Consider the following 19,836-nt stretch of genomic DNA (forward strand, 5'->3'; position numbering starts at 1 on the left):
CGTTGCACACGGGTTTCCTGTCGATCTGCACTTATCATCACCTGTAATGCTTGCGAACCTATCTCTAATAAGGCAGGAGGGGCGGTAATGCGTTTGATCGCGGTGTTTTTCTTGATAACGGTCGTCACGGGCTGTGCGACTACAGGGCAGATTCAGGGTGAGCGCCCTGACGGTCCACTGCCTGCCACAACGCGGCCTGTCTATAATCTTGCCGGCTACTCGCCCGCGTTCAAGGATGGGTATATTGATGGTTGCGAAACTGCAAAAAAAACGCGTTACGGATTCAAGGATCAACGCCGGTTTGCCGCCGATAGTCAATATAAGCTGGGCTGGAATGACGGGTTCAGTATTTGCGAGCGCAAACCATGATTGGAAATGAGGCGAGGAAATTGCAAGTGACGTGCCTTCGGTAACGCGTGCTCCGTGGCTGGGCTATAATAGCGTTTTTTGCAGCTTTGCCATGAAACGTTTCCTTCCCCTGTTGCTGTGCCTGTTCGCGTTACCCGTGACCGCCCAGCAATCGCAGCTCTACATAGTGCCGCAGACCCTGTCCTTGGCGGCAAAGTCTTATGTTCTTGCCGACTTTCAAAGCGGACAGACTCTGGTCAGCCAGAATGCTCGCGAGCGCGTTGAACCTGCATCGCTTACCAAGCTGATGACAGCATATGTGGTTTTCTCTGCCCTTCATCAGAAGCGCATCAGCCTGACGCAGCAGGTGGCGGTATCGGAGCGCGCATGGCGCAGTCCGGGTTCGCGCATGTTTATCGAACCCAGCAAACCCGTCACGATTGATGAATTGATGCGCGGCGTGATCGTGCAGTCCGGTAATGATGCATGCATAGCACTGGCAGAGGCGGTTTCGGGTTCAGAGAGCGGCTTCGTGCAGTTAATGAATAAAGAGGCGAAACGTCTTGGCATGAAGGATACCCGTTTTGCCAATTCAACCGGTCTCCCGCATCCGGAGCACTACAGCACAGCGCATGATCTCGCCCTGCTGGGCGCTGCGATGATTCGTGATTTTCCGGAGTACTATCCGCTTTATTCTCTACGCGAGTATACATACAACAAAATTTCCCAGCCCAACCGTAACCGGTTGCTGTGGCTCGATCCCAATGTGGACGGACTCAAGACAGGGCATACGGAAGCAGCCGGCTACTGCCTCATTACCTCCGCAAAACGGGGCGACCGGCGGTTGATTTCCGTGGTGATGGGAACAGCCTCCGACAGCGCCCGCGCCATGGAGAGCCAGCGCCTGTTGAATCACGGGTTTCAATTCTACGATACAGTACGCCTGTATCCCAAGGAGCATGAAGTGATTGCCATCCAGCTATGGAAAGGCGCACAGGATACGCTCAAGACGGGATTCGGTTATGATGTCTACTTCTCGCTTCCCAAATATCAGGTGGATAAGCTGAAAGCCAAAATGGAATATAAGCAGCCTCTGGTTGCTCCCATCAATGCAGGACAAAAAGTAGGCAGGGTAAAATTTACGATAGATGGCAAGCTTGTGGCTGAACACCCGCTGGTAGCATTGGAAACCGTGGATGCCGCAAACGTTATTGGCCGTGCCTGGGATAGCATGCGGTTGATGCTTAATTAGGCAATGCGTGCGCGCTCCGGTACCCGTTTATGAACAAGGTTCATCATGATTTATCTCAACGGTGATTTCCTGCCTATCGAGGAAGCACGCGTTCCCGTGCTGGATAGAGGTTTCATTTTTGGGGACGGCGTGTATGAAGTCATCCCTGTTTATTCTCATAAGCCCTTTCGACTGGCTGAACACCTGCTTCGCTTGCAGCACAGCCTTGATGGTATTCGCCTGCAAAATCCACATTCCGACGAAGAATGGGGCAGTCTGGTGGAACAAATTATCGCGAGCAACGATGGCGACGATCAATACCTCTACCTGCATGTGACCCGGGGCGTGGCCCGGCGGGATCATGCCTTTCCAAAAGGCGTTATTCCAACCGTTTTTATCATGAGCAACCCCTTGCTTGCGCCACCCCGGGAGTTGCTCGCTACTGGTGTTGCTGCTATCACGGCCGATGACAATAGATGGCTACGCTGCGACATCAAGGCAATTTCGCTGTTGCCCAACGTACTGCTACGCCAGATGGCGATTGATGCAGGCGCGATGGAGACGATATTGTTGCGGGACGGATTCATGACCGAGGGGGCCGCCAGTAATATTTTTCTGGCAAAAGATGGGGTACTGCTCGCGCCGCCAAAAAATCATCTGATGCTGCCTGGAATTACCTATGATGTCGTGCTTGAGTTGGCGGCGGCTGAAAAGATTCCGTGTGAAGTCAGAGAGGTTTCCGAGTATGAATTACGTACGGCGCAGGAGCTATTACTGACCTCTTCGACCAGAGAAATCATGCCCGTCACCCGCCTTGATGGCAAACCGGTAGGCGAAGGGAAGCCGGGCGCGATGTTCGCACGGCTCTATAGGCTCTATCAGAGTTATAAACAGACGACCATGCGAGGTAGCGCCAAGATTCTGGAGGTTCACAATCGGTGAGTTCGTCCGACCAGCCCACATTGATTGAATACCCCTGTGATTTTCCCGTCAAGATCATGGGGCGGGTGGGTTCCTTGTCGGGTTCGCCGGCCAGTCCCGCGCCCCTGGAGCATCGCCGGCAGGAATTTACCCAGGCAGTACTGATGATGGTGAAGCGCCACGCGCCTGATTTTGACGATGCAACCCTGGAGGTCAGGATCAGCAAAAAGAATAATTATCTCAGTCTTACCTGTACCGTTCGCGCTGTTTCTCGCGAACAACTTGACGCGTTATACCAGGAACTGTGCGATCATCCCCTGGTGGTAATGGTGCTTTAACAAGTCCCAAATTCTGAAGATCCCGGGATTTATTCATTATGTACTCCCTATACTCCCTATCCCCGGAACCAGGTCTTCAGCCAGTAGCAGACAGTTCGGACAATAAAATCAGGCATGTCGGCATGGTGGATTATCTTTCCACATGGCAGGCAATGAAGGACTTTACCGCCTCCCGCACGGAGAATACGCCCGATGAAATCTGGTTGCTGCAACATCCGCCGGTCTACACGCAAGGCGTAGCGGGCAAGCCGGAACACCTGCTTCACAACAACGGGATTCTCGTCATACGGACAGATCGCGGCGGCCAGATCACTTATCACGGTCCGGGTCAGGTCATCGCCTATTTGCTACTGGATATGCGGCGTCTCAAACTGGGCGTGCGCGAGCTGGTCAGAAAAATGGAAGGCGCCGTGGTAGACTTGCTACGCGACTACAACATCGAAGCTGAAGGCTCAAGGGATGCGCCGGGGGTATATGTGACGGGCGCAAAAATCGCGGCGTTGGGATTGAAAATAAAAAAAGGCTGCTGCTACCATGGCCTTGCCCTCAACGTAAACATGGACCTTGTTCCATTTGCCTCGATTAATCCTTGTGGCTATTCCGGATTACGTGTAACTCAAACAAGCGATTTGGGAATAAGCGACGGTCTGGAAGTACTGAGCAGCAAGCTTGGCAAAAAATTGCAGGCCCGAATTTATATTTAAGGAATCATAGCTTCTTGTCATGACAACTGAAATTCGCCAGAAAGGTGCCGCTAAAACCGCGCGCAATCCTATCAAGATTACACCGCAAAATCCGGGTGAAGTGCTGCGCAAACCATCCTGGATTCGGGTACGTTCGTCCAACAGCCAGGAGTTCTACGAAGTCAAACGGATTCTGCGGGAACAAAAACTGCACACAGTGTGTGAAGAAGCGTCCTGCCCCAATATTGGTGAATGCTTCGGCAAGGGTACGGCCACCTTCATGATATTGGGCGATCTCTGCACCCGCCGTTGCCCATTCTGCGACGTGGCGCATGGCAAGCCCTTGGCACCGGATGCGCAGGAGCCCTTGCACCTGGCGCAATCAATCGCGGCCATGAAGCTGAAATACGTGGTTATTACCAGCGTCGACCGTGACGATCTGCGTGATGGAGGCGCCCAGCATTTTGTGGACTGCATACGCGAAGTGCGCGCTCATTCGCCGCAGACAAAAATAGAAATTCTTGTACCGGATTTTCGTGGCAGACTGGAAGTCGCGCTGGAAAAACTGTTCGCCGGTCCGCCGGACGTGCTGAATCATAATCTGGAAACTGTTCCACGGCTCTACAAGCAGTGCCGCCCGGGCGCCGACTACGCGCATTCGCTCAGGTTATTGAAGGACTTCAAAGCGCGTTTTCCGGATATCCCTACCAAGTCCGGATTAATGCTGGGGTTGGGAGAGACCGACGATGAAATTCTTGAGGTGCTGCGCGATTTGCGTGCAAATGATGTAGAAATGCTCACGATCGGACAGTATCTGCAACCCAGCACCGGACATCTACCCGTGCTGCGCTACGTGCCACCGGAAGGATTCAAGGAATTGGAACGTGCTGCAATTGAAATGGGATTCAGTAATGCGGCCTGCGGGCCTATGGTGCGCTCAAGTTATCATGCCGATAAGCAGGCGCATGAGGCGGGTATCAAATAGCAGCGATCAGGCGATTCTATCCAAGAGAGGATATTGACCACCAGCAAAGTAACGCACATTAACAGGAGTCGCGCGATGCGTATCACTACGGTATTTTTGGTCGGGCTTTGCATTTCCATCTCTGCCTGTGCGAGCGGCGCGACGGGAGCCGATTCTCTTTCGGACGAAGATATCGCAAACGGCTTGAAGCAAGCGCTCACTCAAGGCGCCCACGCGGCGGTGGATAAACTGGGGGTGATGAACGGATTTCTTGAAAATCCAAAAGTGAAAATTCAGTTGCCCGGATCATTGCAGAAAGTGGAAGGCGTCATGCGCACGGTGGGCTTGAGCAAGCATGCCGATAGTTTGGTCACAACCATGAATCGCGCAGCGGAAACAGTCGCAGCCGAAGCCAAGCCCTTGCTGGTGAACGCAGTGCAGGAGATGTCAGTGGAAGACGCCAGGGGGATACTTGCAGGGGGTAACGATGCGGCAACGCAATACTTCCGTAACACGACTTCCGACGCATTGTCTCAGAAATTTTTACCGATTGTGAAAAACGCGACCGATCAGGCTGGCCTTCTTAAAAAATATAATGAATTCGCGAGGAAGGGCGCGAAACTTGGCCTGGTGACGGAAGAAAATGCAAATATCGAAAACTACCTCACCCAAAAGACGCTGGACGGAATCTTTCTGATGATGGCGGAGGAGGAGCGCGCAATCAGGGATGATCCGATGGGTCAGGGTAACAAGTTGTTGCAGCGGATGTTTGGCTCACTGAAGTAGTTTGTACCCAAAACTCCCCCTTTACAATAATAGTCTACGGCGGATACCGGCATCGCCGATATCATATGGGAATAAGCCTGCCTGAACTTAGCAGCTTTTGAAATACCAGCTCCTCTTCCTGTAGCCGAATTACAACCGTCAAGTTCGAATGCGTGACGTAGATGACTGCACTGATATCGTTCGGTTCTCTGCGATATGCCGGCAACACCGGTAAGAGCGACATTCACCGTTCGGCAACCCGTGCCGGGATGTTGACGTTGACGAACTTATCGAAGATATCCTCAAATTTGTTTCGGTATACGTTCAGCTGCGGGTCCTTTCTGTATGCGTCCGCAAGCTCAAGCACGGCCTTGTTAAAGATCTCGTCCCCCGTGGAAGGGGGTAGCGTTACGGATCCGTGCGTAGCAAACTCATCCTTCCAGCGAGCGCGTACGAGTGACCAGAAGTCGGAGGTGGACCTCCAATAAGCCAGCCCGGGTTCAAAATCATAGCCTTCAATGCGACGGTAGTCGTTGAAGCCGAACTCCCGGACCAACAACGTGTCTTTTCCGTCTGCTGCGCGTATTACCTTGGTGCTGTCCTGTTCGTGCGTCCAGCCCTGTGGGGTAATCGTGTGGCGATGCTCTGTATTGATCAACTGGTAGTCACTACGCTTCGTGTATTCCCGACGTGGCAGTGGCCGCCAGCTGCGGTCCGAGGTCCAGGTTGACACGCCGTACCTGTGATTCCACTTGCCGTTGCCGGAATAACGAGGTGCGTCATTCACTTCATAGACGAGTTGCGTCCATGTGCCAGGTACCGTGGCGGCATCCCGTTTTCGTTGCTCGTAACGATGGCCCCCCACGTAAACCCAGTGCATGGGCGATTCGAATACCCAGTCCTGGCGCCAATGTTTGGTGACGCTGCCACCGCCCATCACGAGAATATGTTGCATCGAGATCCGCTTGCCGGTGTCTTCGACGAGTACGACGGTTTCAAAGCCTGTGCTACGCTTGGGTTTCTTGCGCTCGTAACCCGGCTTTAGCACCACAGTCTCGTCGAAACTGAACTGGACCTCATAACCACCCTGCATTGCGAGAATAGCACGGCGATCGCAATCGTATGAAAGTTCCCCTGGAGCACAGGAAGCTACCGGACGCTCAACAGTCGGATAGGCGGACGGGGATGGAACCGGGGAAGGTTTTGCGAGATGAGATGTGCCAGCGCATGCGGTAAGCATCAATAGCATGAGCGGGAATATTGTGATTGTAAACCAATTTTTCATGATCGAATGGCGCGGCAGGCCTGTTTATTCAGACGTAAATAGTAACTATTATTATTTACAAAGTAAAGGAGACTGCCCGGAGGCCTCTCCGTATGAGCCTGGCTCGATGGTTTCGGTAGGCTCGTATCTAGCTGCCGGCTTCTTTCTTTTCCTCAGCCAGCTCTTCGGTGAGCCAGGCAATGAGGTTCCCGATCAGCTTGTCGCCTGCTTCGGTCAGCGCCCGTACTGCGCCTGCAGCATTTGCTGTGGGCGCAGTACGCTCGATATCAAAGCTACGCTGCGCCAGTAGCGAGCGCGAACCGGTTTCGATGAGGCTGGCGCGCAATTTGATTATCGCTCGGCTCCGATCGATGGTATCGAATACCTGGGTAAATTCTTCAAGTTCCAGCCGCAACGTGTAATCGGTCCGCGCACCGTCGGCGGCGCTTACGACGCCTTCATCGCTGATCCCGGCGATCCGGCTCCTGATCCGCTGGGTGAGCAGTACCGCAGGCGAGGCAGCCCAGCGATTGCTCGCATAGGCGTACGATTGAGCGAGATCATGATATGCCAGGCGATAATGAATCGCCGAGCTGTCGAGCCACGTTGGCGCTGTAGCATCCGCTACGAGCAAGCTGGCCTTCAGCCGTCCATTGCCGGTTGATTCACTGTCAGATACTGTTACCAGCCGCTGCTGACCGAAGTCGTATACGGCGACCGGTGTCTGCGTCCGGGCCGCAGCGCATCCCGCGAGTGTCAGGATTGCAAGAACCAGAAAATTTTTCATTGTGATTTTTCCCGAGGTGGTATAAAACCATCTTCTCCTGGGCCGGGTGGCGGTGGCGATCTGCCAAACAGCAAGCTCCGTGGCTGCTCTTCCAGTTGCAGGAGAACGCGATCCACACTGCGGGAGTTGCGCTGGATTCCTTCAGTGGCTTCACGCAGTTTGTGCATCGTCGCGGTGAGCTCTCCGGCAGTCTGAGAAAAGCTGTCGATCGTCCCTCCCTGCTGATTTAGCTTCGACGTTATCTGGTTGAGGTCGACTACGAGTTGCTCCGTATGCTTCAATACCGAGCTTGCGTCGGCCGCCAGGCCCGGCAACGTTTTAAGCCCGGGCTCCAGCTGGCCGATGACATGGTGCAGGCGCCCCGTCATCGCATCCGTATTTTCCAGTATATGTGCGAACCGGGTTCGGTTCTGATCATTGAAAAGGAGATTCAGGCGTTCCATGAATCCATTGGCATTGCTGAGGAAAAGCTGCGCGGAACTGGTTATGCTATCCAGCGCGGAGGGACGCAAGGGAATCTGCGCAAGGTTGTCTGAATCTGTTTTCAATCTCTCGGCTTCACCGCCTTCGTCGTTCAATTGCACGTACGCCAGGCCTGTCAAGCCTTGATAGCCAAGTTGTGCAAACGCATTCTTCGTCAATGGCAGATCCCGATCAACGGCAATACGGATGTGAATGGTGTGCGAATCTTCCGGGTCCAGGCGAATGCTCTCCACTTTGCCGACAGTTACCCCGCGATAGCGTACCGTTGCCTGGGAGTTGAGGCCTGTTACCGGAATCTCCGACACCAGCAGATATTTGTCACGCGTCATGGTATCGCCGCCGAACCACATGGCAGCGACACCCAGGGCTGCACCTAGAAAAATTACGAATAAACCCGCCGCAAGGGCATGGGCACGGTTTTCCATAATTATCCCCTATTAAATATTGCTATGGTTCTCCAATGACCTCTTGCCACGTTCACCGCAGAAAAAGTTCCTGACAAACGAATGGTTTGTTTTGAGCACTTCTGGTAACGTTCCCAGCGCCACGATACGTTGTTCCGCCAGAACCGCGATACGGTCGGAGAGCGCCACCAGGGTGTCAAGATCGTGCGTTGCCATGACAATGGTCAACGTCAACTCTTGACGCATTGTCTGGATCAGCTTGACGAACGCCTCGCTTAATTCAGGGTCAAGACCTGCGGTGGGCTCGTCCAGAAACAGCAGCTCGGGATCCAGGGCCATTGCTCGCGCCAGCGCAATGCGTTTGATCATGCCGCCGGAAAGCTCTGCCGGCATCTTGGTCGCGTGTTTTATATCGATGTCCACCATTTTAAGTTTGAGCATCACAAGCTTGCGTATCATGCCTTCATCAAGTGCCCGCAATTCGCGCATGGGAAGAGCGACGTTGTCATATACCGACAGGGCACTGAACAGTGCGCCTTTTTGAAACAGCACACCGCAGCGGTTGCGCATGTCCTGCAGTTTTTTACGGTCGCCATACAGAGGTAAACCAAAAACGCGTACTTTCCCTTGAGCCGGCTTCTCCAGGCCGAGCATCTGTCGCATCAAGGCGGTCTTTCCGCTACCGGACCCGCCCACCAGCGCAAGCACTTCCCCGCGATGTACGCCGAGATTGATGTTTTCGTGAACAACGTGGTTCCCGTATCGTGTATACAGTCCCTCAACTTCGATAATGCACTCTCCAGCCATCATCCGATTATCGCCTACCGTAATCCGAAATCTGAAAAAATGACGGCAAAAATCGCATCAATGATAATTACGACGGTAATAGAGGTTACGACTGAATTTGTGGTGCCTTCACCCAGACTTTCGGTATTGGACTTGATTCTCAGCCCGAAATGACAGGAAATCAGCGCTATCATCATGCCGCATACAACGCCTTTGCCCAAACCCAGCCATAAATTTGCAATAGGTACCACATCGGGCAGCTTGCTTAAAAAAAACTGGTGACCCAGTCCCAGTTGAATTTCGGCAACGACCATTCCCCCTATCAAGGCTATAGCGCTGGTCCATAGCACAACCAATGGCATCGCGATACCCAGTGCAATTACTTTGGGCCACACCAGCCGCAGGCTGTGGGGTATTCCCATCACAGTCAGTGCATCAAGTTCTTCGGTCACTCTCATCACGCCAAGTTGCGCAGTCATGGAAGAGCCGGAACGGCCTGCAACCAGTATTGCGGCGAGTACCGGACCGAGTTCCCGCACAATGCTTACGCCCAGGATATTGATGATGAATATATCCGCACCAAACATCTGCAATTGCCTGGACGAGAGGAAACTCAGCACGACGCCAATGAGAAAGCCTACCAGAGCGGTGATCCCCAATGCTTGCGCGCCGGTACGATATAGATTTGCGGAAATTTCACGCCAGGGAATGTGCAGAGGGTGACCAACCAGATATATTGAATCCAGCAACAGCTGGCCAGAAAGCATTATCAGGTTGGTCAAATGTTCCCACAGCAGAAAGACCGCCTTTCCAAGCACCGTAACTGGCCACAAGCGATCACGGGCGGGAGGTGCAGGAGGCGGGGGCATTTTTTCAAGGCGGTTGAACAGTCGTTCATGCTCAGGCTGTAGCGCCAGGTGCCTGGGATGGCGCTCGCCCCACGCTTGCCAGAGTAGAACCGCGCCTGCGTCATCCATGTGGGCTATCCCGGTAATATCCCAGTGCAGTTCTGGATTTGTCGCATATCCGGCCAGTTCGGCTGATAGCGGCTGCAGCTGATGACAAAGAGCAGCAAGCGTGCAATCCCCGGCAAGCATCAGACGAGATGCGCCGTCCTCGCCAGTAACGAGGCGCAATACCAACTGTGAATTGCCGCCTTGATTCTCCGGCATTATATTGTCTCCGGGAGCGAGCTATAGAAAAGAGATGTCGCCGTTTATATCGTTCCCTCGTTTCTCTAAGGTTATTCTACTTTTGAAGCCAAAAGAGCCATATCGTTCGCGCGACTCGGAGATTAAGATGCAAGAGCAGGGCAGTTATAGCTAGTAGGACGCGTTAGAGGTTTTCAGGTCAAGCATACAACGTGCCGCCGCCCAATAAGAACAAATTCCAAAAATTGCCTTGCTATCCTTGAATTGATTCACCTGCAATTCCTGCCTTCTCGCGTTAACCTGTCGAACGCCTTCTGCCCTCCGGCCACTCGGGCCGCTCATGCCGGAAATTCTTACACCGTTTAATTTATCGGCAAGTCCTTTTCAGATAACCCTTTGAAAAAGTGGATATATATATTTTGGCATAAGATTTGCTTTATGGATAGCAGGGTGGGTCATTTCAAACCCGGCCTCAGGAAGAGCAGTCACACCATGGCGGTTAAAGCTGATGAGGCAGGCTGGCTTATTCAACAGGTTTAAAGCAGTAGCGGCAGTAGCAACAGAGGAGGGTACTACCAATAACAATAACCATATAAAAATAATAATAAAACTAGTCAGGGTCGAGTGCTGTTTTCTGAAAAATGAAGATCGTGCTCCGACTCTGATTTTTTTTACTGAATGCCTGCCCCCATAAGCTGTCCATAAAAGCCCTCCGCGGCGGCACCCATTTACGCGAAGCTTCCCTTCCATGGGAGAAGCTTGCTCAAGAGTAAAAGGCGCACTAGTACAATGGTTTACGTGCGCGCCGAGGAAGCCGGCATCGGCTTGTCTTTAACAGCGGAACATACCAAATCGGCCTTATCGAGCAGATAACGCTCCATCGAATCATTCAACGCACATTTCGGAACGGATGTGAACCCACTGGTTTGAATCACCCAATGATGCCAAAATGCAGGTCGCGATATAACAGGAATATAATGAGAGCGGGTCACAGGCGGTCCTGGGAAATTTGAACCAGCCTGAATCCGCGCCTCGGCGCTGACAGACCTGGAACCGGTAGAAAAAATACCGGCGGCTAACTCGGTAGTTTCTTGCAAAAATCCGGGCTGCTCGTAAAACGGAAAGGCTCGCGTTCGAACTGACTACGAAAACGATACCAAGCGAGGGGAAATGATTGCAATTGTTAATCCTCAGTTTTATGGGGTTCATGGAATTGCTCGTTACATCGATTCGTTTCTTAATAACCTGCCAGAGGGATATCCTACGGTATATCTGATTACCGGTGATGAGAATAGAGAAGAGCGCAGCTACCCTGGTGTGGAGATAATCCACCTTTCATATAGTTCAGGCCGCTTGAGCCTGTTTACCTGGGGGTGGCAGGCACGCAAACTGATTATCCGGATGTACGCGGAAGGTAAAATTCGTTGGGTTAACCTTCATTTTCCGCCATTGATTCCTGGATTGTTATTACCCAGGCATGTGCCGGTGGTGCTGACCGCGCACACGACCTATTTAGGGATGTCGGGCCGGTTTTACCCAACCCGCCACTTCGAGAGCCAGTGGGGGCACGCATCGCTCGCCGTGAAGTCATGGATGGAACACAGGATCTTCGATTTGACTAGCGAAGTGATCACCTTGACCGAGCAGGGGCGCCAGGAGGTATTGGCATACGGATTCCGGGGGCCGGTTACGGTTATTCCGAATGGCGCGGATGTGTCGCTCTTTACGCCTGACGACGCGATTGAAAAGGACATCGACGTATTGTTCTGCGGCCGCATCGAGTTCCGCAAGGGCAGCCGTGCGATGGCAGAGCTGTGCCGCCGGCTGGTTGCACTCAAGCCCGACATCCAGATCTGCATTGTCGGCTACGGAGACGATGAAAGTTGGGTCAAAGAGGCAATGGCCCCTTATGCCCGAAACGTGCGCATGACAGGCAAGGTATCGTTCTCCGAAACGCAACGCTATTACAATCGCAGTCGCGTCTATGCTTCCACATCGTATTACGAAGGACTGCCAGGGACCTGTCTGGAGGCTATGGCAATGGGAGTGCCCCCGGTTGTGTGGGATTTTTTGTTCTATCGTGGCTTGGTCAACGAAGGCGAAACGGGGCTTCTGGCGGCTCCCAATGACTTCAATGCAATGCCGGCGAAGGTGTTGGAACTGCTTGCATCGCCACAGCGTGCCGAGGAATTGGGCAGGAACGGGCGGGTCCTCCTGGAGCGCGAATACAACTGGAAGAAGTTGGCCCGGGAGGTGCTAGATGTATTCAAACCATGACGTAGAGAAAGAAAGACCTCTCAACTCCCTCAGAGTGATGATGGTGGGTCTACGGGGCTGTCCTGGCGTGCAGGGGGGAGTGGAAGCGCACGCCGAGCATCTGTGCCCGTTGCTTGCCGATCTCGGGTTCGATGTAACCGTGCTGACGCGATCTTCTTTTCAGCCGTCCGAAGTCGGGCCGAAATGGAAGGGCGTAAGGTTGATCACGATCTGGGCGCCCCGGTCCAAGGGGCTCGAAGCATTTATTCACACGTTCTTTGGAGTGATATACGCTGCCGTCGACCGGCCCGATGTCCTGCACATACACGCGGTTGGTCCCGCAATTATGGCCTTGCCTGCCCGGATATTGGGGCTGAAGGTGGTGGTGACCCACCACGGACCTGATTATGATCGTCAGAAGTGGGGGCGCTTCGCTCGTTTCGTGCTTCAGCTTGGGGAATTTTTCGGCATGCGCATGTCGCAGAGGCGTATTGTAATTTCTAATGTCATTCGGGAATTGGTGCGCAAGAAGCACAAAGTCGACAGTGACCTGATTCCTAACGGGGTAGTGTTTCCAGAAATGCCGGTTACATCACAAGCGTTGAAATCTTTTGGGCTGGACGCGGGACGTTATGTGTTGCTGGTGAGCCGGCTGGTACCCGAAAAACGGCACAAGGACCTGATCCAGGCCTTCCAGTTGGCTGGTCTGCCTGACTGGAAGCTAGTTCTGGTGGGAAGTTCGGATCACCCCGATGCGTACGTGCGGGAAGTGAAGGAGATGGCAGGACGGACAGCAAATGTTGTGATGACCGGTTTTCAGACTGGAGAGGCACTCCGTGAATTGTATGCGCATGCCGGTATGTTCGTATTGTCGTCATCACACGAAGGTTTGCCCATTGCAATGCTGGAGGCCTTGAGCTACGGTTTGCCAGTGATTGCCAGCGATATTCCTGCCAACCTGGAGGTCGGGTTGTCGGCAGAGCATTATTTTCCCCTCGGAAATGTTTCGGTTTTATCGAAACGCCTGACCGAGTTCTCGCGGATACCTCTGGAGAACAGCGACCGGGAATGGCGCCGCGAGTGGGTGCGTGAGCGCTACGATTGGCGCGACATCGCCGTACATACGGGGGAAGTGTACGCGGCAGTTGCCGGGCGGCAACTGCCGATTCCAAGGCAGCACACATCTTTGCGCACTCGCACTGTGAAATAACCCGGCCGGTCATTCCCTAATGATGGTGAGGATGATCCGGAGAATATGTTCTCCGAGTAGCGGATGGCTTCTCAACGTGAATCTGGTAACTTTCGTGGCAGGCAACGCAATTCTTCATGGATTCGCTCAGTTGGCGCAAGGTATACCTGGAATCTTTCAAAGCTTCTGCGTCAGCAGCTATCTCATCGAACGCCTTGTGGACCGACATGCCAAGCTGCATGAATTCCCGGGGTAGCACTGACTTGAGATGGTCTTCGCCCTTGTGAGCCATGCCCATGCCAAGCGAGCGGGCGTGGGCCGCGATCGCCGTCATATCTTCCTTGTAGAGCGCTTCCAGAATTTTTTGCGTTCCTGATAGCAGAGCCCGCATTTCCGTCAATACGTGATCCCGCTGAAGCTCGGTAAGATGCAGAACCTGACGTTTATCAATGTCGTCCGCAGTCGCAGCAGCGGTAACGAAAATCAGCGCAATCGCGAAAATGTTCTTCAACTCGATCTCCGGTTAGATTCAGTTTCCAGCCTTCATGTTGTTCCCGAATTACTGCCACTTGCCAGCCAGTTCCCTCATCTATCGGGTCATTCCTGTGGAAGCAGCCACAAGGGTGAATCAATGGATTAGCCCTGGCTCGCCAGCCTTTTTGCGCGTAGGTCATGCGCATCGGCGCCTGTAACCTCCACCTCGATAAAATCACCTGGTTTTACGTTTTTTACCTTGCTGACATAAACGACTCCGTCGATTTCGGGAGCATCGGCAGTGCTGCGGGCGACAGCCTTGTTTTTCTGTATCTCATCCACCAGCACGATCATGCGGCTCCCGATCTTTCGGGCAAGACGCGCTGCACTGATCTTTTCCTGCACCGCCATGAAGCGGGCGCGGCGTTCTTCTTTCACCTCTTCCGGAACGTGATCCGGCAGGGCGTTGGCCACGGCGCCCTCAACTGACGAGTAGGCGAAGCAGCCGACCCGGTCCAGCTGCGCTTCCTGAAGGAAATTCAGGAGCTCTTCAAATTCTGCTTCGGTCTCACCGGGAAAGCCAACTATGAACGTGCTGCGCAGCGTGATGTCCGGGCATGCGTCCCGCCAGCGCCTGATACGCACCAGATTATTCTCGGAACTGGCAGGCCGCTTCATCGCCTTCAGAATGCGAGGACTGGCATGTTGAAACGGCACATCGAGATAGGGAAGAATCTTCCCTTCAGCCATAAGCGGGATCACTTCATCGACATGCGGATAGGGGTAAACGTAATGCAATCTTACCCAAACTCCGAACTCACCCATAGCGCGCACCAGTTCGGTCATGCGCGTCTTCAGTGGCCTGCCCTGCCAGAACCCGGTGCGGTATTTGACATCGACCCCATATGCGCTCGTGTCCTGGGAAATGACCAGCAGTTCCTTCACGCCTGCGTCGACCAGGTTTTCTGCTTCCTGCATCACCTGATTGACGGGACGGCTGACCAGATCGCCGCGCATGGATGGGATGATGCAGAAAGTGCAGCGGTGATTGCAGCCTTCGGATATCTTGAGGTACGCGTAATGTCTGGGGGTAAGCTTTATTCCCTGCGGCGGAATCAGGCTGGTGTAAGGATCATGTGGCTGCGGCAGATGCATATGAACTGCCGCCATGACTTCCGGCAGGGCGTGCGGCCCCGTCACCGCGAGCACCTGTGGATGCGCCTGCTTCACGACGTCACCACCTTCTTTCGCGCCGAGGCATCCCGTGACGATGACCTTGCCGTTTTCCGCGAGGGCCTCGCCAATGGCATCCAGGGATTCCTCCACTGCGCTATCGATAAAACCACACGTATTTACGACCACCAGATCAGCGTCGTCATAGGTAGAGGACGTTTCGTAACCTTCGGCGCGTAGCTGAGTGAGGATTTGCTCCGAATCCACCAGGGCCTTGGGGCAACCGAGCGAGACAAAACCGATTTTGGGAGGCTGTTGTTTGAGAGATGACATGCAGTTGGCTATGGATGAAAAGAAGTACCGAAGGACATATTCCTGGAAACAATAAACTTCCGGCTCAAAGGCACTCGAGCTTCTTGAAGCTCATGCGTGATGGGCGAACAGGGTGCCCGCCAGCCAGATGGAGCTGATACCGAGCGTTATCAACGCAACCTGCTGAATAGTTGCGTCGATTTCCGGACGCTTGTGCAAGCCGGGAATCAAATCCGACATTGCGACATAAATCATGCTGGCGGCGGCCAGTCCCAGCAGGGAGGGGATGAGGTGATTCATATCCTGCAGCATGAAGTAGGCGGCCATGCCGCCGAGCAAAGTAGCGAAGCTCGAGAAAAGATTGAAAAGGAGGGCTTGGCGTCGAGTATAACCGGAATTGAGCAGAATCAGAAAATCACCAGCTTCCTGCGGGATCTCATGGGCGATTATGGCGATGGAAGTGACAATACCCAGTTGCACGTCCGCCATGAACGCTGCGGCGATGAGTATGCCATCGACAAAATTATGAAAAGTGTCGCCCAGCATGATCATCATGCCGCTGCGGCCATGGTCATGCTGATCCTGGGCCGGGGCCGCAACCAGTGCCGTTCCTTGCAGAGGATCATGCGCCTCGCATTCTTCCGCGTGGCAGTGGCGCCACAACACCAGCTTTTCCAGAATGAAGAATAACAGGATGCCAAACAGTACCGTGGCAGTCATCCGCGCGGGATCTTTCGAGAGTTCCAGCGCCTCCGGCAATGCATTGAGAAAAGCGGCTCCCAACAGTGCGCCGATAGCATATGAGACCAGCATTTGCACCCACGAGGCCCGCGTGTTAAGCGTCAGCGCAGCGGCAAACAAAACGCTTAACGTACCGCCGAACAGGCTGGTTAGAATAATCCAGGTGAGAATAGACATTAGCAGCGCGTCGTGGGAAAGGCGGGATTATACGCTCTTGCAAGGTGCTGCTTGAGGCGATAATGCGATAGCAATAGGACGTGGTGGCATTGATGCGTATTCATGAGCCGCGGCAATACCACGAAGTTCAAGTGTTGTCTTGCTGAACCAGCCAGATCAATCCTGCCATCCGTCCGGTAAGGCCATCCCGGCGATAAGAAAAGAATCTGGCCGGGTCGCTAAAGGTGCAATACATTCCACCGTAGACCTCGGTTACGCCAACGCTTGCCAATCGTTGCCGCGCCAGCAGAAAAAGATCGGCAAGCCATTTGCCCTCATGACAAGGATTGGACGGAACGAAGGCCAGGGCGGCGTTCTTGTCGTGTGAGATAAACGCTTGGCGTACCTCTTCGCCAACTTCGAAGTGATCGGATCCGATTGCCGGGCCGAGCCATGCCATGATGGGGGTATCCAGGGGACCTATCGCCGATATTGTGCGTTCGATGATTCCGTCGGCCAATCCGCGCCAGCCCGCATGGATCACGCCAACCAGGGACCCGGCGTGATCGCACAACAGTACCGGCAAGCAGTCGGCTACGAGTACTGCGCAGACATTTTCCGGGCGCCGGCTGAAGGCGGCATCACCCTCACCGGGGGCCGTGCAATCATCCTCATCGACATTGACGGAAATCGTGCCGTGCACCTGTTTCAGCCATCCAGGTTCGGCTGGCAGAAACCGTCGCAGGAGGGCGCGGTTTTGCTTGACGGTCAACGGGTCGTCACCAACATGATCGCCCAGATTGAGACTGGCATAAGGTGAGGGCTGGCTGCCTGCGCCCCCATTACGCGTGGTGAACAGTGCTTTGACACTGCATGGTGCAGGCCACTCCGGAATGATCCAATCGTTCATGTTTTTGCCGGATGGATGGAATGGAGTTTTCGATCGCGATTCTCGCGCAGCATCAGTAGAAGGCGGTTCATATCTTCAGGCAACGCCGCTTCCCACGCCATCCTGACGTCACGTTGCGGGTGGCTCAATTCCAGCCTTTGGGCATGCAGTGCCTGCCTTGGAAAGCCAGGGAGCGACGGTCCGGCATTCTGGATAATCCTTTTCGGCTTGCCTCCATATACCGCATCTCCCAGAAGCGGATGACCGATGGAGTGCATGTGCACCCGAATCTGATGCGTGCGCCCGGTTTCCAGACTGCACCGGAGCAAAGTACAGTCATCGAATTTTTCCAGTACCTCGTAATGGGTACGCGCTTCCTTGCCGCTCGCGACAACAGCCATTTTCGTGCGCTGTACCGGATGCCGTCCTACCGGCGCATCAACCCATCCGCCAGCCGGCACCCGGCCCAGCACAAGCGCAAGATAATCGCGTTTCACGGTGTGTTTTTGCAATTGCCGCACCAGGCTGGTTTGGGCTTCCAGCGTTTTCGCCACAACCAGCAAACCGCTGGTATCCTTATCCAGGCGGTGAACAATACCTGCACGAGGTATTGCGCTCAATTGCGCGGCGTGATGCAACAACGCATTCAGCATGGTTCCCCGCCAGTTTCCGCTGCCGGGATGCACCACCAGCCCCGCAGGTTTATCAATGACAATGAGCGCTTCGTCTTCGTAAACGATATCCAGTGAAATGGCTTCCGGTACAAAGCCGGTTTCGATGGGATGGCGCGCGGGTTTGACCTCGATCTTTTCTCCGCTCCATACCTTTTGTTTGGGAACGGCTTCAGTTCCATCGACTCTGATACGTTTCTCCCGAATCCAGGTCTGCAGGCGGCTGCGGGACCAATCCGGCAGCAGTTGCGCCAGAGCCTGGTCGAGCCGTGCGCCGGCATGATTCGAGGGAATGGTCAGTTCAATGATGGTTTCAGCAGGTTCAGGCATCAAGGGCTTTGCGCTATAATGGTCAAATCTATTTTTACCAGCAGACGAATTCATTATGTCGCGTAGTGTAGCTTTATTTCTGCTGTTGTTGCTATCCGGGTGCGGGCTCTTCCCGAAGGAACTGAAGGATTCCAAGAGTTGGTCCGCCAGCAAGTATTATTCCGAGGCAAAGACGGAATTGAATGAGGGGAATTACCAGGCCGCCATCAAATTATTCGAAGCACTGGAAGCCCGTTACCCCTACGGGCGCTATGCGCAGCAGGCGCAACTCGAGGTCGCCTATGCGCATTACAAGGATGGTGAACCGGCCACGGCTATTGCCGCCGCTGACCGGTTTATCAAGCTTCATCCCAATCATGCGAATGTGGATTACGCTTATTATCTCAAGGGCCTGGCAAATTTCAATGACGACCTTGGGTTGATGGGTATTGTGTCGGAGAGAATTCTCGGTCAGGACATGAGTGAGCGAGATCCGAAGGCATCCCGCGAATCATTTGAAAATTTCAAGGAACTGGTTACCCGTTTTCCCAAAAGCAAGTACGCGTCCGATGCGGTGCAGCGTATGAAGCATCTGGTTAACGTGGTGGCATTGAACGAAGTGCAGGTCGCGCGTTACTACATGAAACGTGGCGGCTATGTGGCCGCCGCCAACCGTGCCCAATATGCCCTGAAGGAATACCCGCAAACCCCCGCGACAGAAGAAGCACTATTCATCATGGTCAAAGCCTACGATGCGTTGGGAATAACCAGCTTGCGCGACGACGCTGACCGGGTGATGAGAAAGAATTTCCCCGGCAGTCGATTCTTGTCCGATTCCACCGGGTCGGATGGTGAGCCCTGGTGGAGATTCTGGTAAGAAGAGAGGTGGCAGGCGGATGGTTACAGGCCCCGCGGGAGAGTATTTTTTACCAGGATGTGCGGTCTCAAGGATTCAAGCTGAAGAACCAAGCGCGGCTTTTTCCGTCAAGGGCTCGTCTTCCGCAGCTTCATCCTGCAAGCGGATTGCCATGACATCGCACTTGGCGTGATGCAGGACGTCACTTGCTGTTGACCCGAGCAATAAGGCGAGGCCATGGCGTCCATGTGAGCCAATAACTATCAAATCCATATGCTCCTGCTCCGCGAGGCGAACAATTTCCTTTCCCGGCACACCCCACACCATCCATCGGCACTCCGCGTCGACCTTCAGCTGGTCACCGATTTGCTTCAACTTTGATTTTTCCGTTTCCAGCAATTCGTATGTCGAACGTTCATTCAGAGGAATTACGGTTCCATAAGCGGTGTCAGGCATCGGGATATTATCCAGCACGTGAATAATGCTCAATTTCGCCCGAAATATTCGGGCTAGATGCGTCGCCTTGCGGATGACATGATTTCCATGTTCCGAAAAATCCAGTGCAATTAAAATATGATGATAATTATCCATTTTTCATTTCGGAAAACAAGAATGAAGATAGCTCAGTAGAAGACATCAAGCCGGAGAGAGTACAAGATCGGATAAGACCGGTTGTTCCACGATG

At 53.7% G+C, this 19,836-nt stretch carries 22 protein-coding genes; 10 read left to right on the forward strand and 12 right to left on the reverse strand.

Annotated elements, in window-relative coordinates:
- Window positions 1-87: 87 nt before the first annotated feature.
- The 7 genes from BMZ14_RS10675 (at window position 88) to BMZ14_RS10705 (ending at window position 5,271) form a co-directional block, all read left to right on the forward strand.
- Complete coding sequence (locus BMZ14_RS10675; protein ID WP_074797376.1) at window positions 88-369, forward strand: hypothetical protein; 282 nt, start codon at window positions 88-90, stop codon at window positions 367-369.
- A gap of 91 nt (window positions 370-460) precedes the next feature.
- Entirely contained in the window at window positions 461-1,600 is a 1,140-nt protein-coding gene (locus BMZ14_RS10680) for a D-alanyl-D-alanine carboxypeptidase family protein (protein ID WP_074797598.1), read from the forward strand.
- A 45-nt stretch (window positions 1,601-1,645) separates the two neighbouring features.
- Window positions 1,646-2,521 (forward strand): D-amino acid aminotransferase, encoded by an 876-nt coding sequence (locus BMZ14_RS10685; RefSeq protein ID WP_074797378.1) that lies wholly within the window; start codon window positions 1,646-1,648, stop codon window positions 2,519-2,521.
- Window positions 2,518-2,838, forward strand: coding sequence for a YbeD family protein (locus tag BMZ14_RS10690; RefSeq protein ID WP_074797380.1), 321 nt, complete (start codon window positions 2,518-2,520; stop codon window positions 2,836-2,838). The genes BMZ14_RS10685 and BMZ14_RS10690 overlap by 4 nt, the downstream gene beginning before the upstream one ends.
- Window positions 2,839-2,876: 38 nt before the next feature.
- Complete coding sequence (lipB, locus tag BMZ14_RS10695) at window positions 2,877-3,542, forward strand: lipoyl(octanoyl) transferase LipB (RefSeq protein ID WP_074797382.1); 666 nt, start codon at window positions 2,877-2,879, stop codon at window positions 3,540-3,542.
- 19 nt (window positions 3,543-3,561) lie between these two features.
- On the forward strand, window positions 3,562-4,506 hold the full coding sequence (lipA, locus tag BMZ14_RS10700; RefSeq protein ID WP_074797385.1) for a lipoyl synthase: 945 nt from the start codon (window positions 3,562-3,564) through the stop codon (window positions 4,504-4,506).
- A gap of 75 nt (window positions 4,507-4,581) precedes the next feature.
- The gene (locus tag BMZ14_RS10705; RefSeq protein ID WP_074797387.1) at window positions 4,582-5,271 is read left to right on the forward strand and encodes a DUF4197 domain-containing protein; all 690 of its coding nucleotides are present in this window, start codon (window positions 4,582-4,584) and stop codon (window positions 5,269-5,271) included.
- A 223-nt stretch (window positions 5,272-5,494) separates the two neighbouring features.
- Here BMZ14_RS10705 and BMZ14_RS10710 read toward each other — a convergent pair whose 3' ends face one another.
- From BMZ14_RS10710 to BMZ14_RS14845, 6 genes are all read right to left on the reverse strand, one after another.
- Window positions 5,495-6,535: a DUF6607 family protein gene (locus BMZ14_RS10710; protein WP_143071965.1), complete on the reverse strand. Its 1,041-nt coding sequence runs from the start codon at window positions 6,533-6,535 to the stop codon at window positions 5,495-5,497.
- 127 nt (window positions 6,536-6,662) lie between these two features.
- Window positions 6,663-7,301 carry an ABC-type transport auxiliary lipoprotein family protein gene (locus BMZ14_RS10715; protein ID WP_074797392.1) on the reverse strand — a complete coding sequence of 213 codons (639 nt, stop codon included), beginning with the start codon at window positions 7,299-7,301 and terminating at the stop codon, window positions 6,663-6,665.
- Window positions 7,298-8,209 (reverse strand): MlaD family protein, encoded by a 912-nt coding sequence (locus tag BMZ14_RS10720; RefSeq protein WP_074797394.1) that lies wholly within the window; start codon window positions 8,207-8,209, stop codon window positions 7,298-7,300. The genes BMZ14_RS10715 and BMZ14_RS10720 overlap by 4 nt, the downstream gene beginning before the upstream one ends.
- A 12-nt stretch (window positions 8,210-8,221) precedes the next feature.
- The gene (locus BMZ14_RS10725) at window positions 8,222-8,998 is read right to left on the reverse strand and encodes an ABC transporter ATP-binding protein (protein ID WP_074797396.1); all 777 of its coding nucleotides are present in this window, start codon (window positions 8,996-8,998) and stop codon (window positions 8,222-8,224) included.
- A gap of 11 nt (window positions 8,999-9,009) precedes the next feature.
- Window positions 9,010-10,146 carry an MlaE family ABC transporter permease gene (locus tag BMZ14_RS10730; protein ID WP_074797397.1) on the reverse strand — a complete coding sequence of 379 codons (1,137 nt, stop codon included), beginning with the start codon at window positions 10,144-10,146 and terminating at the stop codon, window positions 9,010-9,012.
- A 363-nt stretch (window positions 10,147-10,509) separates the two neighbouring features.
- Window positions 10,510-10,875: a hypothetical protein gene (locus tag BMZ14_RS14845; RefSeq protein WP_143071966.1), complete on the reverse strand. Its 366-nt coding sequence runs from the start codon at window positions 10,873-10,875 to the stop codon at window positions 10,510-10,512.
- A 420-nt stretch (window positions 10,876-11,295) separates the two neighbouring features.
- Here BMZ14_RS14845 and BMZ14_RS10740 point away from each other — a divergent pair, with 420 nt between their 5' ends.
- Both BMZ14_RS10740 and BMZ14_RS10745 read left to right on the forward strand, forming a co-directional pair.
- The gene (locus tag BMZ14_RS10740; RefSeq protein WP_074797401.1) at window positions 11,296-12,402 is read left to right on the forward strand and encodes a glycosyltransferase family 4 protein; all 1,107 of its coding nucleotides are present in this window, start codon (window positions 11,296-11,298) and stop codon (window positions 12,400-12,402) included.
- A complete protein-coding gene (locus tag BMZ14_RS10745) occupies window positions 12,386-13,591 on the forward strand; it encodes a glycosyltransferase family 4 protein (protein WP_256208571.1) in 1,206 nt (401 codons plus the stop codon). The genes BMZ14_RS10740 and BMZ14_RS10745 overlap by 17 nt, the downstream gene beginning before the upstream one ends.
- A 16-nt stretch (window positions 13,592-13,607) precedes the next feature.
- On the opposite strand, the gene BMZ14_RS10750 is transcribed toward BMZ14_RS10745, so the two are convergent.
- The 5 genes from BMZ14_RS10750 to rluD form a co-directional block, all read right to left on the reverse strand.
- Complete coding sequence (locus BMZ14_RS10750) at window positions 13,608-14,081, reverse strand: hypothetical protein (protein WP_074797403.1); 474 nt, start codon at window positions 14,079-14,081, stop codon at window positions 13,608-13,610.
- A 125-nt stretch (window positions 14,082-14,206) separates the two neighbouring features.
- Complete coding sequence (gene rimO / locus BMZ14_RS10755) at window positions 14,207-15,550, reverse strand: 30S ribosomal protein S12 methylthiotransferase RimO (RefSeq protein WP_074797405.1); 1,344 nt, start codon at window positions 15,548-15,550, stop codon at window positions 14,207-14,209.
- Window positions 15,551-15,640: 90 nt separating this feature from the next.
- A complete protein-coding gene (locus BMZ14_RS10760; RefSeq protein WP_074797407.1) occupies window positions 15,641-16,447 on the reverse strand; it encodes a ZIP family metal transporter in 807 nt (268 codons plus the stop codon).
- A gap of 127 nt (window positions 16,448-16,574) precedes the next feature.
- A complete protein-coding gene (gene pgeF / locus BMZ14_RS10765) occupies window positions 16,575-17,336 on the reverse strand; it encodes a peptidoglycan editing factor PgeF (protein ID WP_074797409.1) in 762 nt (253 codons plus the stop codon).
- On the reverse strand, window positions 17,333-18,316 hold the full coding sequence (gene rluD, locus BMZ14_RS10770; protein WP_074797601.1) for a 23S rRNA pseudouridine(1911/1915/1917) synthase RluD: 984 nt from the start codon (window positions 18,314-18,316) through the stop codon (window positions 17,333-17,335). The genes pgeF and rluD overlap by 4 nt, the downstream gene beginning before the upstream one ends.
- A 55-nt stretch (window positions 18,317-18,371) precedes the next feature.
- On the opposite strand from rluD, the gene BMZ14_RS10775 reads away from it, so the two are divergent.
- A complete protein-coding gene (locus BMZ14_RS10775) occupies window positions 18,372-19,172 on the forward strand; it encodes an outer membrane protein assembly factor BamD (RefSeq protein ID WP_074797411.1) in 801 nt (266 codons plus the stop codon).
- 75 nt (window positions 19,173-19,247) lie between these two features.
- Here the strand turns inward: BMZ14_RS10775 and BMZ14_RS10780 are convergent, their stop codons facing one another.
- A complete protein-coding gene (locus BMZ14_RS10780) occupies window positions 19,248-19,742 on the reverse strand; it encodes a universal stress protein (RefSeq protein WP_074797414.1) in 495 nt (164 codons plus the stop codon).
- Between the last annotated feature and the right edge of the window lie 94 nt (window positions 19,743-19,836).

This window comes from Nitrosospira briensis (assembly GCF_900115125.1).
Taxonomy (GTDB): domain Bacteria; phylum Pseudomonadota; class Gammaproteobacteria; order Burkholderiales; family Nitrosomonadaceae; genus Nitrosospira; species Nitrosospira briensis_A.